Source organism: Dermatophilus congolensis, from assembly GCF_900447215.1.
Taxonomy (GTDB): domain Bacteria; phylum Actinomycetota; class Actinomycetes; order Actinomycetales; family Dermatophilaceae; genus Dermatophilus; species Dermatophilus congolensis_A.
In genome coordinates, this window is record NZ_UFYA01000001.1 from 417,618 (window position 1) to 443,726 (window position 26,109).

The following is a 26,109-nucleotide window of genomic DNA, read 5'->3' on the forward strand; positions in this document are numbered from 1 at the left end:
CTCATCACCGTTGACGAAGTCGTGATGTTCACTGTTTCGTCGTGGTTATGAGTGAGGGTGTGCTGCAAGAGTGCCGTACCGAACTTTTGTAATCAAGCTTGTTGACAAAAGTGCATGGAGGTTCACAGGATGGGTGGCAATCGCGGACGGGACACCAGTGCCCGGCACCGCCCGAGCGGCAGTCATCCAGACACCGGCACCATTCGCGACGGGTCCGAAGAAGCACTCGAGGCACATGGAGTGAAGTGATGGTTGAACCCCTGGATGCAGTAGATGTCATCCGCACCAAGCGCGACGGCGGCGAGCTGAGCGATACCCAGATTGCGTGGGTCATTGACGCCTACACGCGCGGCGTTGTCGCTGATGAGCAGATGTCTGCCTTGGCGATGGCTATTTTCCTCAACGGCATGAACCGCCGTGAAATCGCTCGTTGGACTCAGGCCATGATCGACTCTGGCGAGCGCATGAGTTTCGCGTCGCTGTCGCGAGGCACCACAGACAAACACTCCACCGGTGGTGTGGGTGACAAGATCACGCTTCCCCTTGCGCCGCTAGTTGCCACCTTTGGTGTGGCTGTTCCGCAGTTGTCTGGGCGTGGGCTTGGGCACACTGGAGGCACCCTGGACAAGCTCGAAGCTATCCCTGGTTGGCAAGCTGCTATCTCCAATGAACGCATGATGGAGATCCTCGAAGACGTCGGAGCTGTGATTTGCGCCGCAGGATCTGGTTTGGCCCCCGCAGACAAGAAGCTCTACGCCCTGCGGGACATCACGAGCACTGTGGAAGCTATTCCGCTGATTGCCAGCTCGATCATGAGCAAGAAAATCGCTGAAGGAACCGGCGCTCTCGTGCTTGACGTGAAAGTTGGCTCCGGTGCGTTCATGAAGAAAATCGAAGATGCCCGCGAACTTGCCCGCACCATGGTTGACCTTGGTACCGATGCGGGTGTGCGCACGGTGGCTTTGCTGACAGATATGTCCCGCCCGCTCGGACGCAAAATCGGTAACACGCTCGAGGTTGAGGAGTCCGTGGAGGTCCTTGCCGGTGGCGGTCCTGCCGACGTGGTTGACCTGACCGTTGCCCTGGCAGAGCGCATGCTCTCCTTAGCTGATGTCAACGTCGGACAAGATGAACTGCGTGCTGCCCTAGCCGATGGTCGCGCCATGGATACCTGGCGCCGAATGATCACTGCCCAAGGCGGCGATCCCGATGCAGCTATGCCACGCGCCACCTGCACTGAAGATGTCCTGGCCGAGAGCGATGGCGTACTCACCCGCCTGGATGCTCTTTCCGTTGGCGTTGCCAGCTGGCGCTTGGGTGCAGGACGCAGCCGTAAAGACGAGCCGGTACAGATGGGGGCCGGTATCGAAATCCACGTCGAGCCCGGCGCTCGCGTCCGCAAGGGAGACAAGCTCCTCACACTGCACACAGACACTCCGGAGCGCTTCGCTCGTGCCCTGGAATCTCTGCAAGGCGGATATGACATCGAAGATGGCGACGAGGCTCAGACACGGGCCGCTTCTTTGGCTGATCGCGACATCGTTCTGGAAACGGTGGAGTAAAGCCACTTTTGCCCGTACGTTCACCCAAACATCCCCCGAATAGGAGAGCGCATGCCCACCCGATCCGATGTGGCCCGCATGATCGACCACACCCTCCTCAAACCCGAAGCAACCCCCGCGCAAGTGGCCGAGCTTGTTGCCGAAGCCGCTGACTTAGGCACATTCTCTGTGTGCGTGTCACCGAACATGCTTCCCGTTCAGGTACCCCAAGGCGTGGCTGTGGCCACGGTATGTGGTTTTCCCTCGGGGGCTCACGCCAGTGAAGTCAAGGCCGCAGAAGCTGCTCGCAGTGTCGCTGACGGTGCTGATGAGGTTGACATGGTTGTCAACCTCTCCCTGGTCAAAACCGGGCGCTTCGATGAGGTTGAGGCTGACATCCGCGCAGTCCGGCAGGCGTGCCCTACCGAGGATGAACGCCCGGTTCTCCTGAAGGTCATTATCGAGTCTGCTGCGCTAACTGACGATGAGATCGTGGCGTGCTGCACCGCAGCAGAGCGTGCAGGTGCCGACTTTGTTAAGACATCTACTGGTTTCCACCCTGCTGGTGGCGCCTCTGTCGAAGCAGTCGCTTTGATGGCAAAGACAGTGGGCGGACGTTTGGGCGTCAAGGCCTCTGGCGGAATCCGTACGGCTGAGGCCGCGCTGGCAATGATTGAGGCTGGGGCCACACGTCTGGGCTTGTCGGGTAGCCGCGCTGTCCTGGACGGTATCGGAGGCTGAAAATCGGGCGGTTCAGGGTTGCGCGCGCCGTGCCTTGAACCGCCCGGTAGCTGTGCTTTCGGCGCGCATTCACAGCTGACTGTGGCATCACAAGCAAGGAGAAGCATGATGCGCCCCGAGGCAACACCTGAATTGATTGAGCATGCGCGTACGTGGGCTGCCCACGATCCTGATGAGTCTGACCGGGCTACGATCCTTGCGCTCGCTGATGCTGCGCAGGATGCGGATGAGGCCGCTGCGGCTGAGTTGGTGTCGCGTTTTTCTGGCCCGTTGATGTTCGGTACAGCCGGACTTCGGGCAGCGGTAGGTGCGGGGGAGAGCCGCATGAGTCGTGCTGTGGTGATTCGGGCCACGGCTGGGCTGGTTGCTTATTTGACGAAAGAGCTGGGGCAAGCCCCGACTGTTGTTTTGGGGTGTGATGCCCGGCATGGTTCTTCGCAGTTTCTCCGCGATGCAGCGCAGGTGGTTTCTGCTGCTGGGGGGACTGCTCTTGTGCTCCCGGAGAAGCTACCTACGCCGGTGACGGCGTTCGCGGTTCGTCGTTTGGGGGCTGATGCGGGTGTGATGATTACTGCATCCCATAACCCGCGGGAAGATAACGGGTACAAGGTGTATTTGGGTGGGCGTGCTGCTCGCGGTGCCGCCGAAGGGGTGCAGATTGTTCCGCCTGCTGACCGGGGGATTGCCGAATGCATTGCAGCTGCTCCTTTCGCTGATGAGGTTCCGCGTAATGAAGAGCGCGTGCAGCATGTTGAGTCGGCGTTGTGGGAGGAGTACGTGGATCGGGCTGCCTCGTTGGCGGTGAGTGATCCTGCGCCGATTCGGATTGTGTTGACGCCTATGCATGGTGTTGGTGGTGCGACTGCGGTGGAGGTGCTGCGCCGGGCGGGGTTCACCCATGTGCATGTTGTTCCTGAGCAGGCTGAGCCGGATCCAGATTTCCCGACGGTTGCTTTCCCGAACCCAGAGGAGCCTGGTGCTCTTGACTTGGCGTTGGGGCTGGCTCAGGAGGTAGAGGCGGATGTGGTGATTGCGTTGGATCCGGATGCTGATCGTTGTTCTGTGGGTACGTGTGGCCCGGATGGGTGGCGTCAGCTCACCGGTGACGAGATCGGCGCATTGTTGGGTGAGCAAGCCGCGGCAGATTCTTCGCGGGTGGGTGACACGTTGGCGAACTCGATTGTTTCGGGTCGGTTGCTGTCCCGTATCGCGCAGGCGCATGGGTTGCAGCATCAGGCCACGTTGACTGGATTTAAGTGGATTGCGCGTACCGAGGGGCTTCGCTTCGGGTATGAGGAAGCTATCGGGTACTGCACTGATCCGATGGGGGTTCGGGATAAAGACGGTGTGACGGCGGCGGTGCAGGTTGCTTCGCTGGTGTCGGCGTTGGCTAAGCAGGGTCGGAGTATTTCTGATGCTTTGGATGACCTTGCCCGTGCTCATGGGTTGCACGCGACGGCGCAGTTGTCGTTCCGAGTAGCAGATACGGCGTTGATTGCAGATGCGATGGCTCGGTTGCGCGCGACGCCGCCCAGTGCGTTGGCTGGGTCTGAAGTGAAGCAGGTCGTGGATTTGGCTGATGGGTATGAGGGGTTGGCTCCTACTGATGGCGTGTTGTTTATCACTGCTGATAACGACCGGGTGATTGCTCGTCCTTCAGGAACTGAGCCGAAGTTGAAGTGTTACTTGGAGGTTGTGGTGCCGGTTAGTGGTGAGCAGGTGCCGCGGGGTGAGGCTGCGCAGCGGTTGGAGCTGCTGAAGGAGGACATGCGCGCTGCGGTCGGTTTGTGATCGAGGCGGTGAGGCGGGGTGTCTGTTGTGGGCGTCCCGCCCCACTGTTGTGAGGGGTGAGGTTGCTTCGTGGCTATGGGCGGCGCTGCCTGGCCTTAGTGTGCTCGCTTAGACTTGAGAGCATCATGACGAACGATTCTTCAAACTCTGAAATCCTTCCGGTCGCTCCTCGTCTGCGTGTGGCTCCGAGCCCGACGGGGGACCCGCACGTGGGCACTGCCTATATGGCGTTGTTTAATCTGGCGCACGCGCGTAAACACGGTGGCGACTTTGTACTGCGGATTGAGGATACGGATCGCTCGCGGTATCGAGAGGACTCTGAGCAGCAGATTTATGACACGTTGGACTGGTTGGGGTTCACGTGGAGTGAAGGGCCGGATAAGGGTGGTCAGTATGCGCCGTACCGTCAGTCGGAGCGTCTTGATACGTATCGGCCGTATGTGGATCGGTTGATTGAACAGGGACATGCTTATTACTGCTGGTGTAGCTCTGAACGTTTGAAGGAGATGCGTGATGAGCAGGCCAGGACGAAGCAGGCGAACACGGGGTATGACCGGTTGTGTTACGGGAAGACGCGTGAGGAGCGTGCACAGTTGCCGGGGTTCACGGAGACCCCTGTGGTGCGGATGCTTATTCCTGATGATGTTCCACTGGTTTTTGATGACGTGATTCGTGGTGAGGTTAAGGCGCCTCGTCCGGACGATCAGGTCATTTTGAAGGCTGATGGGTTCCCCACTTACCACATGGCCGTGGTGGTTGATGATCACGAAATGGGGATCACGCATGTGGTTCGTGGCGAGGAGTGGATCAGCTCTACGCCGAAGCATTTGTTGCTCTACCGCTGGTTGGGGTTACCTGCGCCAGCTTTTGCGCATATGCCGTTGTTGCGTAATACGGATAAGTCGAAGATTTCGAAGCGGAAGAACCCGGCTGCGCGGTTGACCTGGTTTAAAGAGCAGGGGTATTTGCCTGAAGCGTTGGTGAACTTCCTGGCATTGTTGGCCTACCCCCCGGCGCGTGATGCTGAGGGGAATGAGGTTGAGGTTTTTTCGTTCCAGGATTTCACGGAGCGTTTTGAGTTTTCGCAGATCAGCCCGGTGGGTCCCATTTTCGATTTGACGAAGTTGGACTGGCTGAACGGTGTGTATATTCGTTCGCTTCCTGTGCCTGAGTTGACGGGGCGTTTGCTGCCGTTCTTGCAAGCTGAGGGGATTATTGGCCAGCAGCCGACGCCGCGTGATCTTGAGGTACTAGAGGGGGTGACGAAGCTGATTCAGCCGCGTTTGGTGCATTTGACGGGTGCTGCGCAGCAGGTGCGTCCGTTCTATATCGCTGATGAGGACCTTGAGGTGGCTGAGGACGCGAGGGCACAGCTGAAGGAATCCGCTCCGGAGGTTCTTGACGCCGCGATTGCTGCGCTTGAGGCGATCTGTGATGAGGAGTTCACGCACGAGCGAGTTGAGGCGGCATTGCGTTCTGCTGTGGTTGAGGCAATGGGCATTAAACCGAAGTTCGCTTTTGGTCCGGTGCGGGTGGCTGTTTCTGGTCAGAAAGTGTCACCGCCGCTGTTCGAGTCGATTGAGATTTTGGGTAAAGAGTCTGCGTTGAATCGGATGCGGTCGTTGCGGGCATCGTTGTGACGCGCGGCAGTGTGGATTGGTCTGCTCCGGTTCGGGCCCTGATCCTCGACATTGATGACACGTTGCTGGATACGCAGCAGGCGATGCGTCAGGCGTGTTGTCGTGGGGCGGAGGCTGCCTGGCCTAGGCAGGCTCCGCCGGTGTGGCAAGCGGTGTCGGATGTGTTTTACGAGGATCCTGAGGGCTATTTTGATGCCTACACGCGCGGGGAGCTTGACTTCTCGGCGATGCGGGAGTCGAGATATTTGCGTGCGTGTGACGAGGCTGGTCTTGGGGCCTCAGGGTTTGAGAATTTCGAGGCTGCGTATCAGTTGGCGTTTAAGCAGTCACAGACGGTATTTGATGATGTCGAGGATTTTTTTGGGGCTATCGAGGCTGCTGATGTTCCAGTGTGTTTTGTGACGAATTCTGGAGCTGAGCAGACGGATATGAAATTGGAAGTGTCAGGGTTGTCTGGGCGTGGCGCTGTTGTTACGACGGACACTTTGGGTGTGGGCAAGCCTGATCGGCGTGTTTTTGATGAGGCGTGTCGATTGATGGGTGTTGACCATGTTGACACGGTCTGTGTTGGTGACACGTTTAGTTCGGATGTTGTTGGTGGGCGTGGAGCAGGTATGCGGGTGGCGTGGTTACAGCGCCTGGATAGGCCTGCTCCGCGTCATGCGGAATGGGGGCGCCCGGTTTGTGATGAGGGGGTGCGAGTAGTTGGGTCGTTGCGTGAGGTGGCGACTTTAGTCAGGTAGCTTCTCATATGTTGAGAAGTCCTGTTTTTTCTCTATTGGCGAACGTTGAGATGAGCTTTCTGGACGTAGGTCCGAATGCGGTTTTCTCTTGGTGTGGGTTCGCTGAATTCTGGGGGATGAAACGTATCTAGTGGGTGGGTTCGTGTGTGCTGCCCGCGTGTAGATATTGGTGAATCTGCTGTTCACGGGGATTTATGTGGGCATTCAGGTTTCGTTCTGCGGGGATTTTCCTTGGCCCTCAAATGAACTCGACCGAAGGTGGGATCACGGCGCATGCTGTAGCTATGAAGTCCGTAGCGCGTTCGGCAGCTTTCACGCTGACAGCGATCACAGTTATAGCCGGTGGAGCCTTCACTGCCATCCCGGCCTCCGCTACCACTCCTGCGACCAGCGTGGTCGCGGATGGGAAAAAGCCCTCAGGGGAGAAAAAACCTTCAGGCGAGAAGAAGCCTGAAGATGAAAGAAAAGATGCAGACGGCCCCCACGCCGATCCGAATCGCAAGCCTGCACCGCTGAGCGTCAAGCAGGTTGGCAATGTCACTGTGCGTGACTTTGACTTGGGAAACCTGGAAATCGGTCCGGAAAAGAACAAGAAGAGTTTCATCACTCCTGTACGTGGCATCTTCGTTGCTCCGTCTAAAGCCAAGAATGCACCGTTGGTGTTGATGGGGCATTTGCGAAGCCCCTCATGTACGGGGGATATATTCGCCCATCCCTGCCCTAAAGGCACTACTGAGATGCGCTATGACCGCGGGATGACCTACTGGGCCCAGGCGTTGGCCGAGAAGGGTTACGCCGTGATTGTGCCGGATCTGAACCCAGTTTTTATTAACAAAGATCAAGATGGATATGACCAGCGCAAGGCTTGGTTGCGAGTGATGGAGCGAGCTCGTGACGAAGTACTGGCAGCTGATGCGGGCAAGAAATCGATCTTCGGTCGGGGGCTGCAAGACAGCATTGATCAGGCGCACACGGCTCTAGTGGCACACTCGCGCTCAGGTAGCTATATCGCAGACGCTCAGAAGGCGTGGGCCAAGTCTGTTGCTCCGCTGCGTTCGGTGATGGCCTATGCGCCTTCCCCGAACGACGGCAAGGATGACTTCGACTTCGAAGCGCCGGTGGACCCGAACATTCCGTATTTTTCGGTGAACGGTGATGAAGACGGAGACGTCAACCTCATGGATCCCAAGTGGTTGACCGAGCATGTGGGGCAGAAGCGCACAGCGTCGGCGTTGTCTGCGGTAGTCCCTGGCTACGGCCACAACTACATTAACCGGGAATTTAGTAGCCGGAAGATCGATGACCGCAAGAATAAAGATAAGAGTCTCCCGGGCGCCAAGGCGCATGAAAAGCTCATGATCGAAGCTTCGGCAATGTGGCTTGACAGCACTTTGCGCGGTAAATCGGGACAGATGCCGCTAAAGGCGGGGGAGCAGCCGCCAGCTACCATCGCAGGCGTTCCTACTTCGTGGCTCATGGTGACGAATGCGCCGAAGTACTCGTTCTTGTCCGGTGCAAGCGGTTCTGCTAAGGCGCTTGGCAACGGCACGGCACTTGCATGTCACAACTACCCAACGGTTGTTCCGCCTTTCGCGCGGGCTAAGGATGCGTGCCCAGATATTGAAGATGGCGTGTTGGAGAACAACTCGCGTCTCACGCGAGTGAAGTTGACTCCTGCTGGCGGGGCACGTTTCACCATCCCGGCGGCCGGGTCTAAAGGGGAGCCTACGGGCGTTTCTGATGTTGCTATCCACCTGAGTCCTTCCGGTAGCCGCAAGGACAAAGAAAAAGGTACGGCTATCCATGTCACGGTGCGGTTGGGTAACGGCAAGGTCTTCGAAACCGATATTCCTGCCACTCATTACGCTCTGAAAGACCGGAAATCGAAGCACGCAAACGGTGTGTACACAATCAAAACTGTGCGGGTGAAGCTGCCTGACTGGGTGAAGGACCAGAAGATCACCGCAGTAGACATCACTGGTGGTTTGAAGAACGTCAAGGGCGGGTCAGTCGACGTCCGTGCGATTGATCTAGTGCACCGTTGAGGGTGATGTAGTTACGCATTAAAAAAAACTCTGCCGCGCTCGTTGTGAGCGCGGCAGAGTTTTTCTTATTTCTTGGCGGCTTTGCGTTTTTGGATGTTGGCCCACTCGTCTTTGAGGCCGACTGTTCGGTGGAAAAGTAAAGATTCGTTCGGGTCGTGAGCGAAGTACCCCAGGCGTTCGAACTGAACAACTTCACCTGCGGGAGTTTCAGCAAGGCTGGTCTCGGCGATGGCGTCGAGGACTTCCCGGGAGCGGGGGTTGAGGTCGTCCATCACCTCACCGGTTTCGGTGCCGGGTGCGGCGGCGGTGAAGAGACGGTCATATAGGGCAACTTTGATGGGTGTGCCGTGTGCGGCAGAGACCCAATGCATGGTCGATTTCACTTTTCGGCCGTCGGGGGAGTTGCCGCCCTTGCTGGCTGGGTCGTATGTCGCGTTGATCTGGATTACGTTGCCATCTGCGTCTTTGACAACGTCGGTTGCGGTGATGAAGTAAGCGCCGCGCAGTCGTACTTCACGTCCGGGGGAGAGGCGGAAGAACTTTGGTGGTGGGACTTCTGCGAAGTCGTCGGTCTCGATGTATAGCTCACCAGAGAAAGCGACTTTGCGGGTGCCGTCGTCGAGGTTTTCCGGGTTGTTGACGACGTCGAAGTATTCGACTTCGGGGTTGCCGTCAGCGTCTGTTGGCCAGTTCGTGAGCACCACTTTGAGGGGGCGTAGAACAGCCATGCGACGTTGACTGGTGATGTTCAAATGCTTGCGTACAAATGATTCGAGCAGTTCGATGTCGTGACGGCTGTTTGCTTTGGTGATGCCGATGTATTGACAGAATTCACGGATGGCTGCGGCTGGGTAGCCACGGCGGCGGAGGCCACGCAGGGTAGGAAGGCGTGGGTCGTCCCAGCCGTCAACGGTGCCGTCGGTGATGAGCTGGCGAAGTTTTCGCTTGCTAGTAACGGTGTGAGTGAGTTCGAGGCGAGCGAATTCGGTCTGCCGAGGGGCTTCGTGGGGGATAGGCAGCTGAGAGAGGTACCAGTTGTACAGAGGGCGGTGTGTTTCGAACTCTAGGCTGCACAGTGAGTTAGTGACCCCTTCGATGGCATCGGACTGTCCATGTGCCCAGTCGTAAGTGGGGTAGATGTGCCATTCGCTTCCGGTGCGATGGTGGGCGACGTTTCGAATGCGATACATGACCGGGTCGCGCAGGCTCATGTCCGGCGATTGCATGTCGATCTTGGCGCGTAGTACGCGGGCGTTTTCGGGGAATTCGCCGGCTTTCATGCGACGGAGAAGGTCGAGGTTTTCCTCTGGTGAGCGGTCACGGAAAGGGCTTTCGATGCCGGGCTTGCCAAACCCGCCTCGTTGAGCAGAGATGGTGTCGATGTCTTGGTCGTCGACGTAGGCCAGGCCTTTGGTAACGAGAAGTTCTGCCCATTCATAGAGCTGCCCAAAGTAGTCCGAAGCATGCTTGAGGGGCATAGGGATGTCGAATCCGAGCCAGCGCACGTCATCGACGATGGATTCGACATATTCGGTTTCTTCGGTGTCGGGGTTGGTGTCATCGAGGCGCAGGTTGCAGGTGCCGTTGAAGTCGGCTGCGATACCAAAGTTGACCGTGATGGCTTTGGCGTGGCCGATGTGGAGGTAGCCGTTAGGTTCAGGGGGGAACCGTGTCTGTACCCGTCCATTAAATATCGCGTTCTCGAGGTCGCGATGGATCATGTCGCGGACGAAATCTCCCGGGATGGCTGGGTCAGATGCGGTCATACGGAAACCGTACACAAAGCGACGGCGCCAGTCTGAGTGACTGTGTCGACAGGTCGATTTGGTGACTAGCGTTATTCCCGGCTAATGTTTCTTCTCGGATCGGGCTTCCGGGCGGATCTTCCTCCTCTACGTGTTAGGGTGCAGGTTCCCCTCTCGGAAAAATCGATACCCCTTGGGGTATGGTGTAATTGGCAGCACGACTGATTCTGGTTCAGTTAGTCTAGGTTCGAGTCCTGGTACCCCAGCGCAGAGCTCTTCTTGCTGAAGAGTTCTTCTGATTCAAGCCCACAGCTTCAATCAACGGATTATGAACATCCGACCTGGTCAGGTAAAGTTCATGAAGTCGCTGAGCATAATCATGCAAAGCGAATGGCCCCGTAGTGTAGCGGCCTAGCACGCTGCCCTCTCAAGGCGGTAACGCCGGTTCGAACCCGGTCGGGGCTACAAATAAAAATAACCCCCGCTCACATGAGCGGGGGTTATTTTTATGCCACGACACGCAAACGCAGCATCATTAGTACCGCCAACCACACAACAAACGCCCCACCCGGTGGGGAATCCGAATAAACGAACTCCCCACCATATGAGGCAACTCCTCAGCTCTCCTTGATCACAAGCAGAAGATCCCCACCCTCCACCGCTTGCGTTTGTCCAATCGCCAGACGCTCAACTGTCCCCGCGACCGAAGCAGCAATACCTGCCTCCATCTTCATTGCCTCAATCGTGGCGACGTTCTGACCAGCTTCAATACGATCACCCTCAGTCACCGAGACCGTCACCACACCAGCAAACGGCGCCGAGACATGGTTAGCCAGAGAAGGATCAGCTTTCTCAGCAACCTTCACATCAACTTTGACATTCTCATCACGGACACGTACCGGCCGGATCTGCCCATTCACCGTCGCCATCAGTGTCCGATAGCCACGCTCATCAGCCTCACCGATCGATTCCACCGTCATCAGCAAAGTCTTACCCGGCTCCATCTCGACCTCATGCTCACGCCCCACCGCCAAGCCATGCCAAAACTCACGAGTCGACAACACTGACAAATCGCTATAGCGATCCCGCCGAGCTTGGAACTCCTTCGTCGGCCCAGGGAACAAAAGCCTGTTCAACGTGTTTTTAGGATCATCAGCAAGCGCCTGCTCATCTTCCTCCGACAGGGCTTCCTCCCGAGGCTTCACACTACGTCCTGCCAAAGCCTTAGAACGGAAAGGCTCTGGCCACCCAGCAGGCGGATCCCCAAGCTCCCCAGACAAGAACCCAATCACCGAATCCGGGATATCAAACTTGCTCGGATTTTCTTCAAAATCAGCCGGGTCAGCATCACGCCCCACTAACGCCAGAGCCAGATCTCCCACCACCTTCGATGAAGGAGTCACCTTCACAATGTGACCCAACATTCGATCAGCGGCGGCATACATCTCCTCCACCTCTTCAAACCGGTGCCCAAGCCCAAGCGCAATCGCCTGCTGCCGCAAATTCGACAGCTGACCACCTGGAATCTCATGCCGGTACACGCGGCCTGTCGGTCCCGGCAGCCCCGACTCAAACGGCTTATACAGCTCCCTAACTGCCTCCCAATACGGTTCAAGATCATTCACTGCCTCAAGAGAAAGCCCCGTCGGACGATCCGTGCCATCAGTGGAAGCAACCAACGCAGACATCGATGGCTGGCTTGTCGTGCCAGCCATCGAGGCAGATGCAGCATCAACCGCATCGACCCCAGCACTAATCGCAGCCAGCAACGTACCGATCTGCCCACCTGCAGTGTCATGGGTATGCAAGTGCACCGGAAGATCAAAGTTTTCCCGCAATGCTGTCACGAGCTTCGCTGCCGCTGGTGCACGCAACAAACCAGCCATGTCCTTGATAGCAAGCACATGCGCACCAGCCGACACAATTCGCTCGGCTAACTTCAAGTAGTAATCGAGCGTGTAAACACGCTCCCGCGGATCTAAAAGATTACCGGTGTAACACAACGCCACCTCCGCCAGTGACGTACCCGTGTTCCGGACCGCTTCAATAGCTGGGCGCATCTGATCCACGTCGTTAAGAGCATCGAAAATACGGAAAATATCGATCCCCGTAGCCGCAGCCTGCTCTACAAACACATTCGTAACCCGCGTTGGATACGGCGTATAGCCAACCGTATTGCGGCCGCGAAGCAACATCTGCAAGTTCATATTCGGCATGGCTTCACGCAACTTGGCCAGCCGCTCCCACGGATCCTCAACAAGGAACCGCAACGCTACGTCATACGTCGCCCCACCCCAGCACTCCACCGACAACAACTCCGGCGTTGTGCGCGCAACATGGTTCGCCACATGCAACAAATCGCGCGTACGCACACGAGTAGCAAGCAAGCTCTGATGAGCATCACGCATAGTCGTATCCGTCACCGGCACATCCGGGCGCGCACGCAACGCCGCCGCAAACTTTTCCGGCCCCAACTCACGCAACTCATCACGGCCCCCACGAGGCAACGGATCATTCACCGTCAACGCAGGCAACTTGCTCCGCGGCGAAAAAGTCGACGTGTTCGGCCCAAACGGTTGATTAACCGTCATCTCAGCCAAGTAGGTCAACAATCGCGTCCCACGGTCAGCAGACACCCGAGAAGACAACAATTCCGGATGCGCATCGATATACGACGTCGAAATCTCGCCCCGCTCGAAAGCTGGCTCATCGAGCAGCGCCTGAAGGAACGGGATATTCGTCGCCACACCACGTACCCGAAACTCCATCAGCGCGCGCCGCGCCCGATGCACAGCAGCCGAGAAATCACGACCACGACACGTCAACTTCACAAGCATCGAGTCGAAATGAGGACTAATCTCAGCCCCTACAAAAGCAGTGCCACCATCAAGGCGCACCCCAGAACCACCCGCAGAACGATACGTAGTGATACGACCAACATCCGGGCGGAACCCATTACGCGGATCCTCCGTCGTAATACGGCACTGAACCGCAGCACCGTGAGCCCGGATCTCCTCCTGGCACAGCCCTAAGTCCTCGAGCGTCTCACCCGCTGCAATTCGCAACTGGCTCGACACCAAATCCACATCAGTGATTTCTTCGGTGATCGTGTGCTCCACCTGAATCCGCGGATTCATCTCGATAAACACATAGCGGCCATCGGCCCCCACCAAAAACTCCACCGTGCCAGCGTTCACATAACCAATTTGCTTAGCGAACGCCACCGCATCCTGGCACATGGCCTCACGAACCTTCGGATCCAAGTTCGGAGCCGGCGCGATCTCAACGACCTTCTGGTGGCGTCGCTGCACCGAGCAATCCCGTTCAAACAGATGCACCACGTTCCCTGATGCATCCGCCAAAATCTGCACCTCGATGTGCTTGGGATCAATCACCGCTTCCTCGAGGAACACGGTCGCGTCACCGAACGCCGACTCAGCCTCCCGCATGGCCGCCACAATGGCCTCGCGCAGCGACCCAGCAGAATCGACACGACGCATGCCACGGCCACCACCACCTGCAACCGCCTTCACAAAGATCGGAAAACCAATCTCTTCGGCCTGCTTCAACAGCACATCAACGTCTGTGGTCGGCTCAGTGCTACGCAAAGTAGGCAGCCCTGCCCGCTTCGCGTTCTCAATGGCAGTAGCTTTGTTGCCCGTCATGTCCAACACTTGCGCAGACGGGCCCACAAAAGTCAGACCCGCCTGCGCACACTGGCGCGCCAGCTCCGGGTTTTCTGACAAGAACCCATACCCGGGATACACAGCCTCCGCGCCAGACTCAATAGCCACGCGCACAATTTCACTTGCATCTAAGTACGCCCGGACTGGGTGTCCCTCCTCACCGATCATGTAAGCCTCATCAGCCTTCATGCGATGCTCGGACCCACGATCCTCATATGGAAAAACAGCCACCGTCTTGATTCCCAACTCAGTAGCTGCACGAAATGCGCGAACCGCGATCTCACCGCGATTGGCCACAAGAACCTTGCTGAACATAGCTCTCCGATCTGTGCGTCTTGAGGCCAGCGTAAGCAAGGCCACACCAACCTTTTGTCAGTTGGGGCACTACTGCCCACCCTTGTTCGCCGAACAAGACAACACCCCAGTCCGCCACGGCCAGTGCCATAAACATCAAGCACCCGGATATAGCAACGGCCACCGCGGAAGAACCTCCACACGCTTTGAGGCTTTACCGAGATGGCCGTTGTACTGCTAACCCAGGTGCGTCACATCAGCACTACTGCTCTTTCTGTTTAACGACCATCACCAAGTCACCAGCCGCCTTCGGGCCAGGCGACGCCGGAACTACCTCACCCAACTCGTTGGTGTTCATGATCGTCATCATGATCGTGTTATCATACCCAGCGGCCTCTACCGAGGGGAAATCAACATCCACAAGAATGTCCCCGGCTTCCACGTATCCGCTCGGGGCAACAACGCGGTAGAAATGCTCTCCGCGCAGCTCGACAGTGTTGATGCCCACATGCACGAGCACCTCAACGCCTTCAGCGGTGCGGATCCCATACGCATGGTCACTGTCCTCCCCAGTGACAAGCTCACCACTGACCGGAGCGCACACACGTCCTTCTTCCGGAGCGATTGCCACTCCTTTTCCAAGAAGTCCAGCTGCGACAACCGGGTCAGTCACCTCAGAAAGTGGAATCGAACGACCCCTAACAGGGCAACGAATCTCCACGGCTCCCTCATCTGCTGCAGCCATCGCTAGGGGAATCGCAGAGGTCGCAGTCATCGGGATAGAAGAAGTCGACGTTTCTTCACTCGAAGTCACCACCTTGCTCACAATCGGATTAGAGCCAGTAATAGGACCGGCGCCAGGCAAGCGGATAAGCGCTGTTTCAGGTGAATGATCCGAAGACTTCACGTCTCGGCGCTCTCGCGGCGCGAAGACCAAAGTAAGTACGAATGCAATAATCGCCGCTGCAGCTGTACCAGCGATTTCAAGCGTGAAATCGCCAACCTCAGTGAAGTCTTTTAGCCCTAGCAGTGAGGGAACAGCGAATGAGTTCGAACCGCTACCGCCGCTAGCAGCAATAGCGCCGCCGATCGCTCCACCAAGCAGACCAAAGTAGAACGGCCTGCGCAGCGGCAAGTTCACGCCATAAACCGCAGGCTCAGTTACACCTGCGAACAGACCAGACAGCGCAGCCGGAACAGCAACACCACGCCGTTTGTTGCTTCGGCTACGGAATACGACAGCCAGCGTCGCAGCAGACTGGGCAACTACAGATGCCACTAGCGGGCCAGTGATCAATGTGTGTCCACCACCGGAAGCAAGCTCATTGGTGATGTGCAGAATCAAGCCCCAGTGCAATCCGAAGATGACAAACAGCTCCCACAAACCACCCAAGATAAACCCGGCTAGCCATGGAGTATCGCCAAAGAACCCCGTGATGAGGTTGGCCAGCAGGTTTGAGGTATGCACAGTTGCCGGCCCCATCGTAATGAGAACCAACGGCACCATGACCGTGATAACGATCATGGGGCGAACCACATCGCGCACTGCATCCGGTAGGACTTTGTTTAAGCCACGTTCCATGTATGACTGCAGCCACATGGCCAAGAAAATCGGGATGAAAGAGTTCGCGTACGTCAACATCACGACCGGTAGTCCGAAGAAGGACACCGACGTGCCTGCCTCTGCCAGCGATGCGATGCTCGGGTGAAGCAAAGCAACCGCGATAGCGACAGACGTAACCATGTCTGTCTTCAGCCACTTTGAAGCCGCCAGTGCCAAAAAGACAGGCAGGAAGTAAAACATCCCGTCGGCGCCTGCCGAGAGAATTGCGTAGGTTGGGCTTTCGGTTTTGATGATTTCGAACGTGGCCAGCGCAGACAAAACTGCTTTCACCATGCCAAGCCCAGTCAGCGCCCACACGATCGGCTGCATAACAGCACTGAACAATGCAATGAACCGAGCTAAGGGCCCGCCGCGGCGCTCGTCGACAGCGACAGCAGCCGCGTCATCTCCTACCAGTGCTGCGAACTGCGCAAACAGTTCAGGCACCTCATTGCCAATGACGATCTGGTACTGACCATTCGGGTGCCGGACGGCAATAACGCCATCCAGCTCTTTAATTGCCGCCGTGTCGGCCTTCGACTCGTCGGACAAATTTAATCGCAGCCGCGTGGCGCAGTGCGTATAACTTACGAGGTTTTCCCCGCCGCCGACCAGGCGCAAGATATCGCTGGCCAGCGTCTGAAAATCGACGGACCCCATCGTCCTCTTTCCTTTCCCTTCGCCCTTAAAGCGGGCATAAAAAAGACCTGAGGGCACACATGGTGCATCTCAGGCCATGCCTTCCTGAAACTTGGCTGGGGGCCACAGCTCCCCTCCAGCTATGAACCGATCCCAACCTAAGCCCGCCGGGGCGGCACCCACAAGCTCGGCACATTCAACAACCGTGGTGAGTGGGGGCCGTCACCCTGCAGGAATCAGTTTTCGCTTCGCTGTGCATTCTCAGCTGCGTGCATCTGGGCGTTGTGAGCTCGCTGGAGAACCTCGGTAAGTTTGTTGGCACCAGCCACCACTGTAGCGGCGTGGAGGCGCCCTGGTTGGCGAGATAGCCGCTCAATTGGCCCGGAGATAGACACTGCTGCAATAACTCGGCCAGAAGGGTTACGCACGGGTGCGGAAATAGAGGCAACTCCAGCTTCCCTTTCTCCGACACTCTGAGCCCATCCACGGCGGCGTACGCCCGAGAGAGTGGTTGCTGTGAAAGCCGCTCCCTGCAAGCCTCGGTGCAGTCGGTCGGGCTCTTCCCAGGCCAAAAGAACTTGCGCGGCAGAGCCAGCCTGCATGCTCAGCGTCGCCCCAACCGGGATCGAATCCCTTAGTCCCATAGGTCGATCTGCTGCTGCCACACAGATCCGCATGTCACCTTGTCGTCGGAATAGCTGGGCGCTTTCGTGAGTGTGATCACGTAATGCGGCCAGCACTGCTCCCGCTGCAGCTAGCAGTCGATCTTCTCCCGCAGCAGAAGCCAACTCAGCCAAACGTGGCCCCAGGATGAAACGTCCTTGCATATCTCGAGCAACCAGGCGGTGGTGCTCTAGAGCAACTGCAATTCGGTGCGCCGTTGGGCGAGCCAATTTAGTTGTTGCCACTAGTTGCGCCAGAGTCGCAGGGCCGCCTTCCAAAGCGCTCAACACGATGGCTGCTTTATCGAGAACTCCCACACCGCTCGAAGATTCCATGCATGCATCTTGCCGTCTCACCGCATGAGACGCAAGGCCTCCATAATTTGAGCCCTCATGAACCTGGGGTCACAGTTGCCGAATCCCCGCTCCCTCAGGTCGGTTCAGATCCGCAGACACCCCGAAAATTCACCCTCCTCAATCGAGCTACTCCCAAGCAAACCTGCATGGCCTACCACCTAGTCCACAGCGTGAATGACTATTACGTGCATCACACAATGCACCCCGCAAGGATGAGCAGAACACTCCGCTCTGTGCCTACTTAAGAATCAAGCAGACTGCTTTCCCGCTCCGGACCTGGCTTATCCCGCTGTCAGGAAACTCTTGTTGTCTTCGGGTATGTGCCCTGTGTAAAGGTAGAGAAGTAAAGACCACCAGCAGGTCAACAACGGAGGACGACCGTGGCCGATCACGATGGTCGCAACTGCTCATCGGGAGACAGAGCCGGTAAAACTCCCGCATCCGAAGCAGAAAAAATGCGCATCATGCACCTATGGCTCGAAGCGGTATGCCATGAGCTCAACCTCGATCCGAATCTTCTAAATGACATTGCTCAACCTGCTCTGAGTCTTATCAGCGACGTGGCACACGGTCCCTCTCGTCCCGGCGCGCCCATGACTGCGCTTGCTCTCGGTTTGGCGACCCAGCCAGGTGAGGGGCGTGATGAGATCGCTAGTCGTATAACCCGACTCGTGCAGCTCGCGCGCACCTGGGAGGCGCCCACCTCGTAACACGACGGGAAAACTAAAGCGTTGCGCAGCATAAAAAAGCAACGTTCGTATTCACGCGTAGCGGCTGAAAAAGCCTGCGACGTGCTCGTTTCCGTTCCCCCTTGTATACAGCCGCTCCTTGAATCCTCTGTCTGTCAGGCCAACTCGTGCCGATAGGGATCCGGGTCCGGCAGATATGCGGGACCGGTGAAACACACCGAATGACACAGCCTGCGTCAGCAGATGTAGGAGCTAGGACGTGACATGTACGCCATAGCGGGGAACTACCGCTGCGGCAATTGCGTGGCTACGCCCTCGGTTCGAGGGATCGAACCGGTCTTCTCTGGAGGGAGAGAACAAGAGTGAACAAGGCTGATCTGGTTGATGCCCTTGAGCATCGAATCGGAGGGAAGAAGGCAGCAGCAGATGCCATCGAGGCTGTCTTCGACGTAATTATCCGAGAGGTTGCGGCGGGCGGCAAGGTGGGAATCACCGGCTTCGGCACGTTCGAGCGAGTGGACCGCGCTGCTCGTACTGGCCGCAACCCGCGTACGGGTGAATCCGTGCGTATCGAATCCACCGCTGTGCCGAAGTTCCGGCCCGGCACCGCTTTCAAGATGTATGTCGCCGAACCGGAGACCTTGCCGAAGTCCGGCCCTGCTGCAGCCCGTGCCGCTGCTGGCACGGCCGCCGAGGTGCGTTCTCGCGCCGAGGCCACCATCCGCGCGAACAAGGCAAAGCGGAAGGCCGGCAAAAACGCCTGAGTAAGGCTTTGAAGCGTCCCCTCCCTTCCAGAGCCTGTATGTGCTCTGGTGGACGCGTATGGATCAGGCTTGTGAGGGTGCCCTTGTTCTTCCTGTATGGCAGAACAAGGGCACCCTCATGTTTGGGTGCCTGTTTGTGGAGGCCATGGTTGAGGTTCCTCGGAGCTGAAGAGCAGCTGCGGCCAACTATGGTGTACCGGGCGGCTGTGTTTTCCACCAGCGGTGGGGTTCTCCGGTGTTCTGAGGCCAGTCGTTGCTTCTCGTTATGCGTCAGGTACAGCGGAATCAGGGTAGAAGGAGCACGTCGTGGACACGGTAGCCGTTCTCGGGTCGGGTAGCTGGGGCACCGCGTTTGCCACAATCGTTGCGGATGCGGGAGCTCAGGTGCGTTTATGGGGGCGCAGGGCTGAGCAGGTTGAGCGAATCAACACCGCACACGAAAACTCGGACTATCTGCCTGGCGTCAAGCTTGCTCCTTCTATCGTGGCGACCACTGATCCAGCTGAGGCGCTGGATGGGGCAGAGATTGTGGTCGTGGCGCTGCCGTCGCAAAAAATGCGGACAACGATGACCCAGTGGAGCAATCTGGTTCCCTCTGATGCTGTGTTGGTGTCGCTGATGAAAGGCATCGAACGAGGCACAGGCCTACGAATGAGTCAGGTGATTTCACAAGTAGGCGGTTTTGAGGCTGAGCGGATTGCTGTCGTTTCAGGGCCAAACCTGGCTGGAGAGATAGCGGCGCGTCAGCCATCGGCGAGCGTGGTTGCTTCTGTCAGCGCAGCGACTGCAGAAATGGTGGCAGATGCATGTGCAACTCCGTTTTTTCGGCCCTACACCGATGAGGACATTGTGGGGGTGGAACTAGGCGGTGCCACGAAGAACGTCATCGCGGTGGCTGTTGGTGTAGCAGAGGGCATGGGGCTGGGGGATAACACGAAAGCCACCATCGTGACGCGTGGCTTGGCCGAGACTGTGCGATTGGGGATGGCGCTGGGGGCTGAGGCGGCTACGTTCTCAGGGCTAGCTGGGGTAGGGGACCTCATTGCTACCTGTATGTCGCCGTTGTCCCGTAACCATCGTGTTGGTGTGGGGTTGGGGCAGGGGATGAGTCTTGATGAAGTGGTGGAAAAAACAGGACAGACTGCTGAGGGTGTGGCATCGAGCCTGTCGATTTTGCAACTGGGTGCCCAACTTGGGGTGGAAATGCCGATTACGGAGGCCGTAGTAGCGGTTGTCCATGATGGTCAGCGTCCGCAGTTGATGGGTGATGTTCTTATGTCGCGGGTGCGTAAATCCGAGAAGCCAGAACAGCTACGTCGTCCGTGAATCAGATGTGCTGGGGTGTTTGTCTCGTGGGTCGGGCAAGGGGGACGTCCTCGTAGGTAAAGTGCGGCTGATGAGCACCGATGGCACTTTTCCCTCGTCCCCCCGTCCTCTTTCCTCGCGTACCGGGTCTGGTCGCGATGGACGTATTCGTGTTGCCATCGTCTTTGGTGGCCGTTCGAGTGAGCATTCGATTTCGTGTGTCACCGCTGGTGGTGTTCTTGGGGCGATCGACCGCGACCGGTTTGATGTAGTGCCGATTGGGATTACGCGCGATGGCCGATGGGTGCGCATGCCTGACGACCCTGAAAGCTTGAAGTTGGGTGGGCAGGAGCTGCCCGAGGTTACCGACGCAGATTCCTATGTCAGTTTCTCGCTGGAAGCTCATTCGAGCACTGTTGTTGAGGTGGCAGACCGCAAGGACGGCGGTCTGGAATCCCTTGGCGATATTGATGTGGTTCTGCCGCTGTTGCATGGTCCTTTTGGTGAGGACGGCACAATCCAGGGGTTGTTTGAGCTTGCCGAGATGCGTTATGTGGGCTGCGGTGTGCTGGCCAGTGCCATGATGATGGACAAGCATTGGATGAAGGTCGCTTTTGAAGCGGCGGGGCTACCTGTGGGGCCCTATCGCGTCATCACAGATAAGGCGTGGCGTATTGATGCCGAGGCAGCGCTTGAATCGCTGCAGGGGTTGCAATTCCCTGTGTTTGTCAAGCCTGCGCGGGCTGGTAGTAGTTTCGGGATCACGAAGGTTGACACCCCTGAAGGATTGCGGGAGGCCATTGAGGCGGCGCGCAAGCATGATCCGAAGGTGGTTGTTGAACAAGGCATCGTGGGTCGGGAAATTGAATGTGGTGTCTTGTCTGGCCATGGATTAGAGCCCAGCCGGGCAAGCATGCCTGGTGAAATCGTCGTTGCTGACCATGATTTCTATGACTTTGAGGCTAAGTACTTGTCCGAGTCGGACGTGACGCTTTCATGCCCAGCGAAGCTGCCAGAGGATGTCACAGCGCGGTTGCGTGAGTTGGCTGTGCATGCGTTTGATGCGGTGGAGTGTGAAGGGCTGGCGCGGTGCGATTTCTTCTATACACCTGATGGCGAACTCATCATTAACGAGATCAATACGCTGCCAGGTTTTACGCCGTTTTCAATGTTCCCGAGCATGTGGGCGGCGACGGGGCTGGAGTACTCCGACCTGATTACAGATTTGATTGAGCTCGCGTTGGAACGTCGAGCTGGTTTGCGCTGAAACACGAATGAACCGCTCGTGCCGATCCACTGTGTTGATGAGGTGGACGCGGTACGAGCGGTTCATTCGTGTGGAGGTGGTTAGTTCTTCATCATCGCGGCTGCCATGCCAGTGAAGTAAGGCACAAGCCATAGAGCCCAGACGCCCACGCTGAATCGGTGGAAAGTCACTTGTGCTTTGTGATCGCGGCGAATCAAGACGACGACAGCCCATAGAAGATGGATGGCCATGAGTACGAGGGCAGCTGCGCCGGTGACCTGCATAAGTTGAGTAAGGACGCTGGCAGCGCCGGTGGTGGCCAGTGTTGCGCCGGAGGCTGCGATGCGCCCCATGAGGAATGTTCCTGAGGCGTCGAAGGTGAGCCCGAGCGCAAACATGGCGGCGTGCCAAGGGCGCAGAACTCCGGCGCGGCGTTCTGCCCAGACACCGATGGTGTAGGCGATCAGGGCGCCCGTGATGAGGACGATGGCTGGGACGAGCAAAGGCATGTTGGGCTCCTGATGGGGGATAGCGTCCGTGCGAGTTGCAGCGGGTATGTATTCAGGTTCGGGTATTGGTGATGTTCGACACATCGGCCGGGGGAGTGGAGTTGGGTCATCCTTTTGGCTGATGTCGGTTCAGTTTTTTGCGAAAAGGTGCCGGTTATGGTGAGGGGGTGCATCACCGCTCTTTTCCGCCAGTAGCGCGGGAATTACTGGTTGGGTTGGATTTGCTAGTCGTGACGCTCACGGTGGTGGGGTTTTCGATTGGTGTGCGGCGTGGCGCTCAGATGTGGTTGCTGGTGAGTGCGGCGTTGCTGGTTCTGGGTGTGTACGCCGGTGGGCGTTTGCGGTTTCGCAGCGTGGATGTCTCTCGTTTAGATCGTCGTGGTGGGGATTTTTGGGAGATCGCTTGGGTGGTGGCCCTGGTGGTTTCGTGGGTGCTGTTCACGCTGGTGACACCTGCTGCGCTGTGGCTTTCTTTTGCGCTGATGCTGGTGCAGATGCATGTTCTTGGGCCGTTTGTTGGTGGTGGGGCGGTCGTGGTGACGGCAGGTTTGACGATTGCGCTGCAGGTGAGTGAAGGCACGGTTGGAGCTGGCTCGTTGGGGGGTGTTGTGGGGCCGATTCTTGGGGCGGCGTTGGCGATTGGGGTCGTGGTGGGGTTGGAGGCGTTGGCTCGGGAGGGGGAGGTGCGGGCACGCATGGTGCAAGAGCTTGCTGTTGCGCGTGAGCATTTGGCTCATGCAGAGCGCGAGCGGGCAGTTGCTGCGGAGCGGGAGCGGTTGGCGCGTGAGATTCATGACACGTTGGCGCAGGGGTTTGTGTCGATTGATTTGTTGTTGCGTGCTGCCCAGTCGGCGGATTCGTTGGATGCTGGTGAGGAGTTCGTGGAGCGGGCAGCGCAGACTGCGCGGTCAAGTTTGGAGGAGGCACGTCGTTTTGTTCGTGGTCTTGCTCCCGGTGATTTGGATGCCGGTGGGCTGGTTGCGGCGTTGCGGTGGAGTCTGCGTTGTTGCGTATTGCGCAGTCGGCGTTAGCTAATGTGCGTCAGCATGCGCAGGCCTCGTGTGTGGTTGTGACGCTTTCGTATGAGGATGAGCAGGTTGCGCTGGATGTAGTTGATGATGGCATTGGTTTTGATCCGGCTGATCCGCCGCGTAGCGCGGGAGGGTTTGGGTTGCGTGGAATTGCTTCGCGGGTGCGTGAGTTGCATGGCACCTCGGATGTTGAGAGCAGTCCATGTGGGGGCACAGCTGTGGTGGTGAGGATTCCTGTTGCGGGGGCAGAAAGTGAGCGGCGCAGTGAGTGAGGTACGTGTGGATGCGCAGGCTCGCTGCGTGCAGGTAGTGCTGACTGACGATCACCCGATTGTGCGGGCGGGGTTGCGTGTGTTGGTGGATTCGCAGCCGGATATGCGTGTGGTGGCGGATTTTGCGACAGCTGAGGAGTTGGGTGCGTGGGTGCGTGGTGGTGGGGTCGCTGATGTGTTGTTGGTGGATTTGCGGTTTGGGCAGGGACGGATGAACGGTGCGCAGGCCACGGCGCAATTGGTTGCTGGGGGTGCACCGCCAGTTTTGGTTCTTACGACATATGACACCGATGGGGAGATTCTTGCTGCGATTGAGGCGGGGGCTACTGGGTATTTGTTGAAGGACTCACCGACAGAGGAGCTGACGGCAGCGATTCGGGCGGCGGCTGCTGGTGAAGTCACGTTGGGGCCAACGGTGCAGCGCAGGTTGGTGGCGCGGATGGCTAGGCCTACTGCTCAGCTTTCGGTGCGGGAGAAAGAGGTTTTGGGGCTGGTGGCTGAGGGGGCGGGCAATGATGCGATTGCGGCAGCTTTGTTTTTGTCTAAGGCGACGGTGAAGACGCACTTAGCGCATATTTACGACAAGCTTGGGGTCAAGAGTCGTACGGCTGCGGTTGCGGCTGCTCGGCGTCAGGGGCTTCTCGAGCATTGAGGGTGCCTACATGCATTTGCCTTTGGTTTGGGGGATTTTCTGCACTGATGGGGCGAAGGCTGACAGGACGAGTGGCTCGGGGGCGTATTTTTTGGGTACGAGTACTTCGACGGCGGGGGACCTGCCGTAGCTGATGAACTGCATGCCATCGTCGAGGTGTCGAATGATCCAGTCCACGCCGTTGACGTCGATGCATTCGTCTGTGGTTGGTCTCGGTGAGGTGATGCCGCAACGGGCGATGATTGCAGGGCTTCCCCAGGCTGCAGATCCTTTCGGGTCTGAGGTGGTGGGGATGCGTGGGTGTCCGGATATGTCGTGGGGCCAGTTTTGGGTGACGGTGGTGCAGAGTTTTTCGTGTGCTCGGGGTGCGGCAGCGACGTCGATGGGGGTGTGTTGGGTAGTGGATATGAGTAGGGCGGCGGTGGAGCCCAGGGCGATGCTGAGCAGCCCGCCGACGAGGGCAAGAATGGGTAGGGCGCGTTTGGGGAGGCGAGGTGTTGGCATCGTCCTCCTTGAGGCAGGTGTAGGTTCGGGTTTTTGGGTGTTGTGCTAGGAGTTTTTGTGGCTGATTCGTCTTTATTCTCGCAGCCTCTGAGTTCTGTTTCTGAGGCTGAGTTGTTGGGGCTTGTGTTTCCTGTGTATGAGGCAGGTGGGGTTGATCGGTCTTTTGTGTCGGTGGGGGTGGGTGATGACACAGCGTGGGTGCGGACAAGTGATGGTGGGGTGTTAGTGACGACGGACACGATGGTGCGTGGGTGTGACTGGTTGGATGAGTGGAGTTCGCCGTATGAGGTGGGGGCAAAGTGTGCGGCGCAGAATTTAGCTGATATCGCGGCGATGGGTGGGGTGACGCGGGCGCTGCTTGTGACTTTGGTTGCAGATCCGGCTACAACTGTGGGGTGGGCGGTGGAGTCAGCGCGTGGATTGGCTGATGCGGCCGCTGCTGCTGGGGCGGTGGTTGTGGGTGGGGATTTGTCGTCGGCTCCGGCGGGCGTGGTCACCTTGTCGGTGACGGCATTTGGTGATGCGCAGGGGGGTTCTCCTGTGTTGCGCAGTGGTGCTCGTGCGGGAGATGTGGTTGCGGTGGCTGGGTCTTTGGGGTGTTCTGGTGCTGGGTTGGACGTGTTGGCGCGACAGGGGCGTGGTGGTGTTGTTTCTGAGCGAACCTCGGAATGTGTCCAGATGCATGTTTGCCCTAAGCCTCCGTTGAAGCAGGGCCCGGTTGCTGCGCGTGTGGGGGCGACATCGATGATTGATGTTTCCGATGGTTTGGTGATTGATGCTGGCAGGGTTGCTGCGGCTAGTGGCGTGGAGGTGGCTTTGTCCTGGGAGTTGCTGGAGCCGTTTGTTGAGCGTCTTGTTCCGGTTGTGGGGCAGCAACGGGCGGTGGAGTGTGTGCTTGGTGGAGGTGAGGAGCATTCGCTGTTGGCGACGTTTTCTGATGGGGAAGTGGTGCCGCCAGGGTGGCGCGTGGTGGGTGAGGTGTTACCTATTTCTCCTTTGGAGCGTGGCCGCGTCACTGTTGATGGTCAGTGTTCTGATGTTGTGACGTGGGATCATTTCGCTCGATAGGTCAGGTGAGTGTTCAAAAAAGGCCGTCACCCGGGTGTGGGGTGGCGGCCTTTTAGGGGTGCTGGAGAGGTCAGCGGGTAACTTTGCCAGCTTTGATGCATGAGGTGCATACGTTGAGGCGTTTGGGGGTCTTGCCGCTAGGGCCGACCAGGGCGCGTACACGCTGGATGTTGGGGATCCAGGCTCGGTTGGTGCGCCGGTGCGAGTGAGAGACGCTCTTCCCGAACTTCGGGGTCTTGCCGCAGATCTCGCAGTTGGCAGCCACGGGACACTCCTGATTAATCGATGTATATGGATTCGTGAAGACCGTCTAGTGTTTGCGGGTTCGCTCTTGCCGTGACAGATCTGACACTAAACGCCTGGGCGTAGCGTGATCGGTAATTCACGGTAGAGAAATTTACGTGTTTTACACGTTTGTTCATTTGAGTCTTGCCGCAAAACGCGACTGGCGGTCGAGCAGATCAATGCTAACGAATAGCGGCGGGGGGCCCAAATGAGTGTCGAATGTTTTGTGTTTCAGAGTGCTGGTGAGCGTGAGAGTGGTTCTCAAGGTGGTGCGTGTGAGGATGGGTGTTGGTGATT

The 26,109-nt window shown here is 57.8% G+C and carries 21 protein-coding genes and 2 tRNA genes; 16 read left to right on the forward strand and 7 right to left on the reverse strand.

Annotation, left to right across the window (positions count from 1 at the left end; translation table 11 throughout):
- Positions 1-248 precede the first annotated feature (248 nt).
- The 6 genes from DXZ77_RS01735 (at position 249) to DXZ77_RS01760 (ending at position 8,501) form a co-directional block, all read left to right on the forward strand.
- Positions 249-1,562 carry a thymidine phosphorylase gene (locus DXZ77_RS01735; protein ID WP_115029489.1) on the forward strand — a complete coding sequence of 438 codons (1,314 nt, stop codon included), beginning with the start codon at positions 249-251 and terminating at the stop codon, positions 1,560-1,562.
- Between the two features lie 51 nt (positions 1,563-1,613).
- Complete coding sequence (gene deoC, locus DXZ77_RS01740) at positions 1,614-2,282, forward strand: deoxyribose-phosphate aldolase (RefSeq protein WP_115029491.1); 669 nt, start codon at positions 1,614-1,616, stop codon at positions 2,280-2,282.
- A 108-nt stretch (positions 2,283-2,390) separates the two neighbouring features.
- Entirely contained in the window at positions 2,391-4,073 is a 1,683-nt protein-coding gene (locus DXZ77_RS01745; protein WP_115032394.1) for a phospho-sugar mutase, read from the forward strand.
- A 125-nt stretch (positions 4,074-4,198) separates the two neighbouring features.
- Positions 4,199-5,713, forward strand: a complete 1,515-nt coding sequence (gltX, locus tag DXZ77_RS01750) for a glutamate--tRNA ligase (protein ID WP_115029494.1) — start codon at positions 4,199-4,201, stop codon at positions 5,711-5,713.
- The gene (locus DXZ77_RS01755) at positions 5,710-6,456 is read left to right on the forward strand and encodes an HAD family hydrolase (RefSeq protein ID WP_258553070.1); all 747 of its coding nucleotides are present in this window, start codon (positions 5,710-5,712) and stop codon (positions 6,454-6,456) included. Before gltX ends, DXZ77_RS01755 begins: the two co-directional genes overlap by 4 nt.
- Positions 6,457-6,740: 284 nt before the next feature.
- Entirely contained in the window at positions 6,741-8,501 is a 1,761-nt protein-coding gene (locus DXZ77_RS01760) for an alpha/beta hydrolase (RefSeq protein ID WP_147279155.1), read from the forward strand.
- Positions 8,502-8,566: 65 nt separating this feature from the next.
- Here the strand turns inward: DXZ77_RS01760 and DXZ77_RS01765 are convergent, their stop codons facing one another.
- On the reverse strand, positions 8,567-10,267 hold the full coding sequence (locus DXZ77_RS01765) for a glutamine--tRNA ligase/YqeY domain fusion protein (RefSeq protein WP_115029500.1): 1,701 nt from the start codon (positions 10,265-10,267) through the stop codon (positions 8,567-8,569).
- Between the two features lie 173 nt (positions 10,268-10,440).
- Here DXZ77_RS01765 and DXZ77_RS01770 point away from each other — a divergent pair.
- Both DXZ77_RS01770 and DXZ77_RS01775 read left to right on the forward strand, forming a co-directional pair.
- Positions 10,441-10,512, forward strand: a tRNA-Gln gene (locus DXZ77_RS01770).
- A gap of 126 nt (positions 10,513-10,638) precedes the next feature.
- Positions 10,639-10,711 (forward strand) — tRNA-Glu (locus DXZ77_RS01775).
- Between the two features lie 152 nt (positions 10,712-10,863).
- Here DXZ77_RS01775 and DXZ77_RS01780 read toward each other — a convergent pair.
- The 3 genes from DXZ77_RS01780 to DXZ77_RS01790 form a co-directional block, all read right to left on the reverse strand.
- Entirely contained in the window at positions 10,864-14,247 is a 3,384-nt protein-coding gene (locus DXZ77_RS01780) for a pyruvate carboxylase (protein ID WP_115029502.1), read from the reverse strand.
- A gap of 241 nt (positions 14,248-14,488) precedes the next feature.
- Entirely contained in the window at positions 14,489-16,489 is a 2,001-nt protein-coding gene (locus tag DXZ77_RS01785) for a glucose PTS transporter subunit IIA (RefSeq protein ID WP_115029504.1), read from the reverse strand.
- A gap of 215 nt (positions 16,490-16,704) precedes the next feature.
- Positions 16,705-17,466, reverse strand: coding sequence for an IclR family transcriptional regulator (locus tag DXZ77_RS01790; RefSeq protein ID WP_084441015.1), 762 nt, complete (start codon positions 17,464-17,466; stop codon positions 16,705-16,707).
- Between the two features lie 401 nt (positions 17,467-17,867).
- On the opposite strand from DXZ77_RS01790, the gene DXZ77_RS01795 reads away from it, so the two are divergent.
- From DXZ77_RS01795 to DXZ77_RS01810, 4 genes are all read left to right on the forward strand, one after another.
- On the forward strand, positions 17,868-18,197 hold the full coding sequence (locus DXZ77_RS01795) for a DUF6457 domain-containing protein (protein ID WP_208303055.1): 330 nt from the start codon (positions 17,868-17,870) through the stop codon (positions 18,195-18,197).
- A 341-nt stretch (positions 18,198-18,538) separates the two neighbouring features.
- Positions 18,539-18,940, forward strand: a complete 402-nt coding sequence (locus DXZ77_RS01800; RefSeq protein ID WP_028327031.1) for an HU family DNA-binding protein — start codon at positions 18,539-18,541, stop codon at positions 18,938-18,940.
- Between the two features lie 306 nt (positions 18,941-19,246).
- Entirely contained in the window at positions 19,247-20,266 is a 1,020-nt protein-coding gene (locus tag DXZ77_RS01805) for an NAD(P)H-dependent glycerol-3-phosphate dehydrogenase (protein WP_115029508.1), read from the forward strand.
- Between the two features lie 70 nt (positions 20,267-20,336).
- Complete coding sequence (locus DXZ77_RS01810; RefSeq protein WP_115029510.1) at positions 20,337-21,512, forward strand: D-alanine--D-alanine ligase family protein; 1,176 nt, start codon at positions 20,337-20,339, stop codon at positions 21,510-21,512.
- 80 nt (positions 21,513-21,592) lie between these two features.
- On the opposite strand, the gene DXZ77_RS01815 is transcribed toward DXZ77_RS01810, so the two are convergent.
- Positions 21,593-22,000 carry an HsmA family protein gene (locus DXZ77_RS01815; RefSeq protein ID WP_115029512.1) on the reverse strand — a complete coding sequence of 136 codons (408 nt, stop codon included), beginning with the start codon at positions 21,998-22,000 and terminating at the stop codon, positions 21,593-21,595.
- 167 nt (positions 22,001-22,167) lie between these two features.
- On the opposite strand from DXZ77_RS01815, the gene DXZ77_RS01820 reads away from it, so the two are divergent.
- Genes DXZ77_RS01820 through DXZ77_RS01825 form a run of 3 tightly spaced genes read left to right on the forward strand, consistent with a single transcriptional unit; the run spans position 22,168 to position 23,955 of the window.
- Positions 22,168-23,031 carry a sensor histidine kinase gene (locus tag DXZ77_RS01820; protein WP_220181577.1) on the forward strand — a complete coding sequence of 288 codons (864 nt, stop codon included), beginning with the start codon at positions 22,168-22,170 and terminating at the stop codon, positions 23,029-23,031.
- Positions 22,992-23,303: an ATP-binding protein gene (locus tag DXZ77_RS12160; protein WP_220181578.1), complete on the forward strand. Its 312-nt coding sequence runs from the start codon at positions 22,992-22,994 to the stop codon at positions 23,301-23,303. The genes DXZ77_RS01820 and DXZ77_RS12160 overlap by 40 nt, the downstream gene beginning before the upstream one ends.
- Positions 23,296-23,955, forward strand: a complete 660-nt coding sequence (locus tag DXZ77_RS01825) for a response regulator transcription factor (RefSeq protein WP_258553071.1) — start codon at positions 23,296-23,298, stop codon at positions 23,953-23,955. The genes DXZ77_RS12160 and DXZ77_RS01825 overlap by 8 nt, the downstream gene beginning before the upstream one ends.
- Before the next feature lie 6 nt (positions 23,956-23,961).
- Here the strand turns inward: DXZ77_RS01825 and DXZ77_RS01830 are convergent, their stop codons facing one another.
- Complete coding sequence (locus DXZ77_RS01830; protein ID WP_115029513.1) at positions 23,962-24,459, reverse strand: DUF3515 family protein; 498 nt, start codon at positions 24,457-24,459, stop codon at positions 23,962-23,964.
- A 57-nt stretch (positions 24,460-24,516) separates the two neighbouring features.
- Between DXZ77_RS01830 and thiL the strand changes: the two genes are divergently transcribed.
- A complete protein-coding gene (gene thiL, locus DXZ77_RS01835; RefSeq protein WP_115029515.1) occupies positions 24,517-25,527 on the forward strand; it encodes a thiamine-phosphate kinase in 1,011 nt (336 codons plus the stop codon).
- 70 nt (positions 25,528-25,597) lie between these two features.
- Here thiL and rpmB read toward each other — a convergent pair whose 3' ends face one another.
- Positions 25,598-25,792 carry a 50S ribosomal protein L28 gene (gene rpmB, locus DXZ77_RS01840; RefSeq protein ID WP_115029517.1) on the reverse strand — a complete coding sequence of 65 codons (195 nt, stop codon included), beginning with the start codon at positions 25,790-25,792 and terminating at the stop codon, positions 25,598-25,600.
- Positions 25,793-26,109 lie beyond the last annotated feature (317 nt).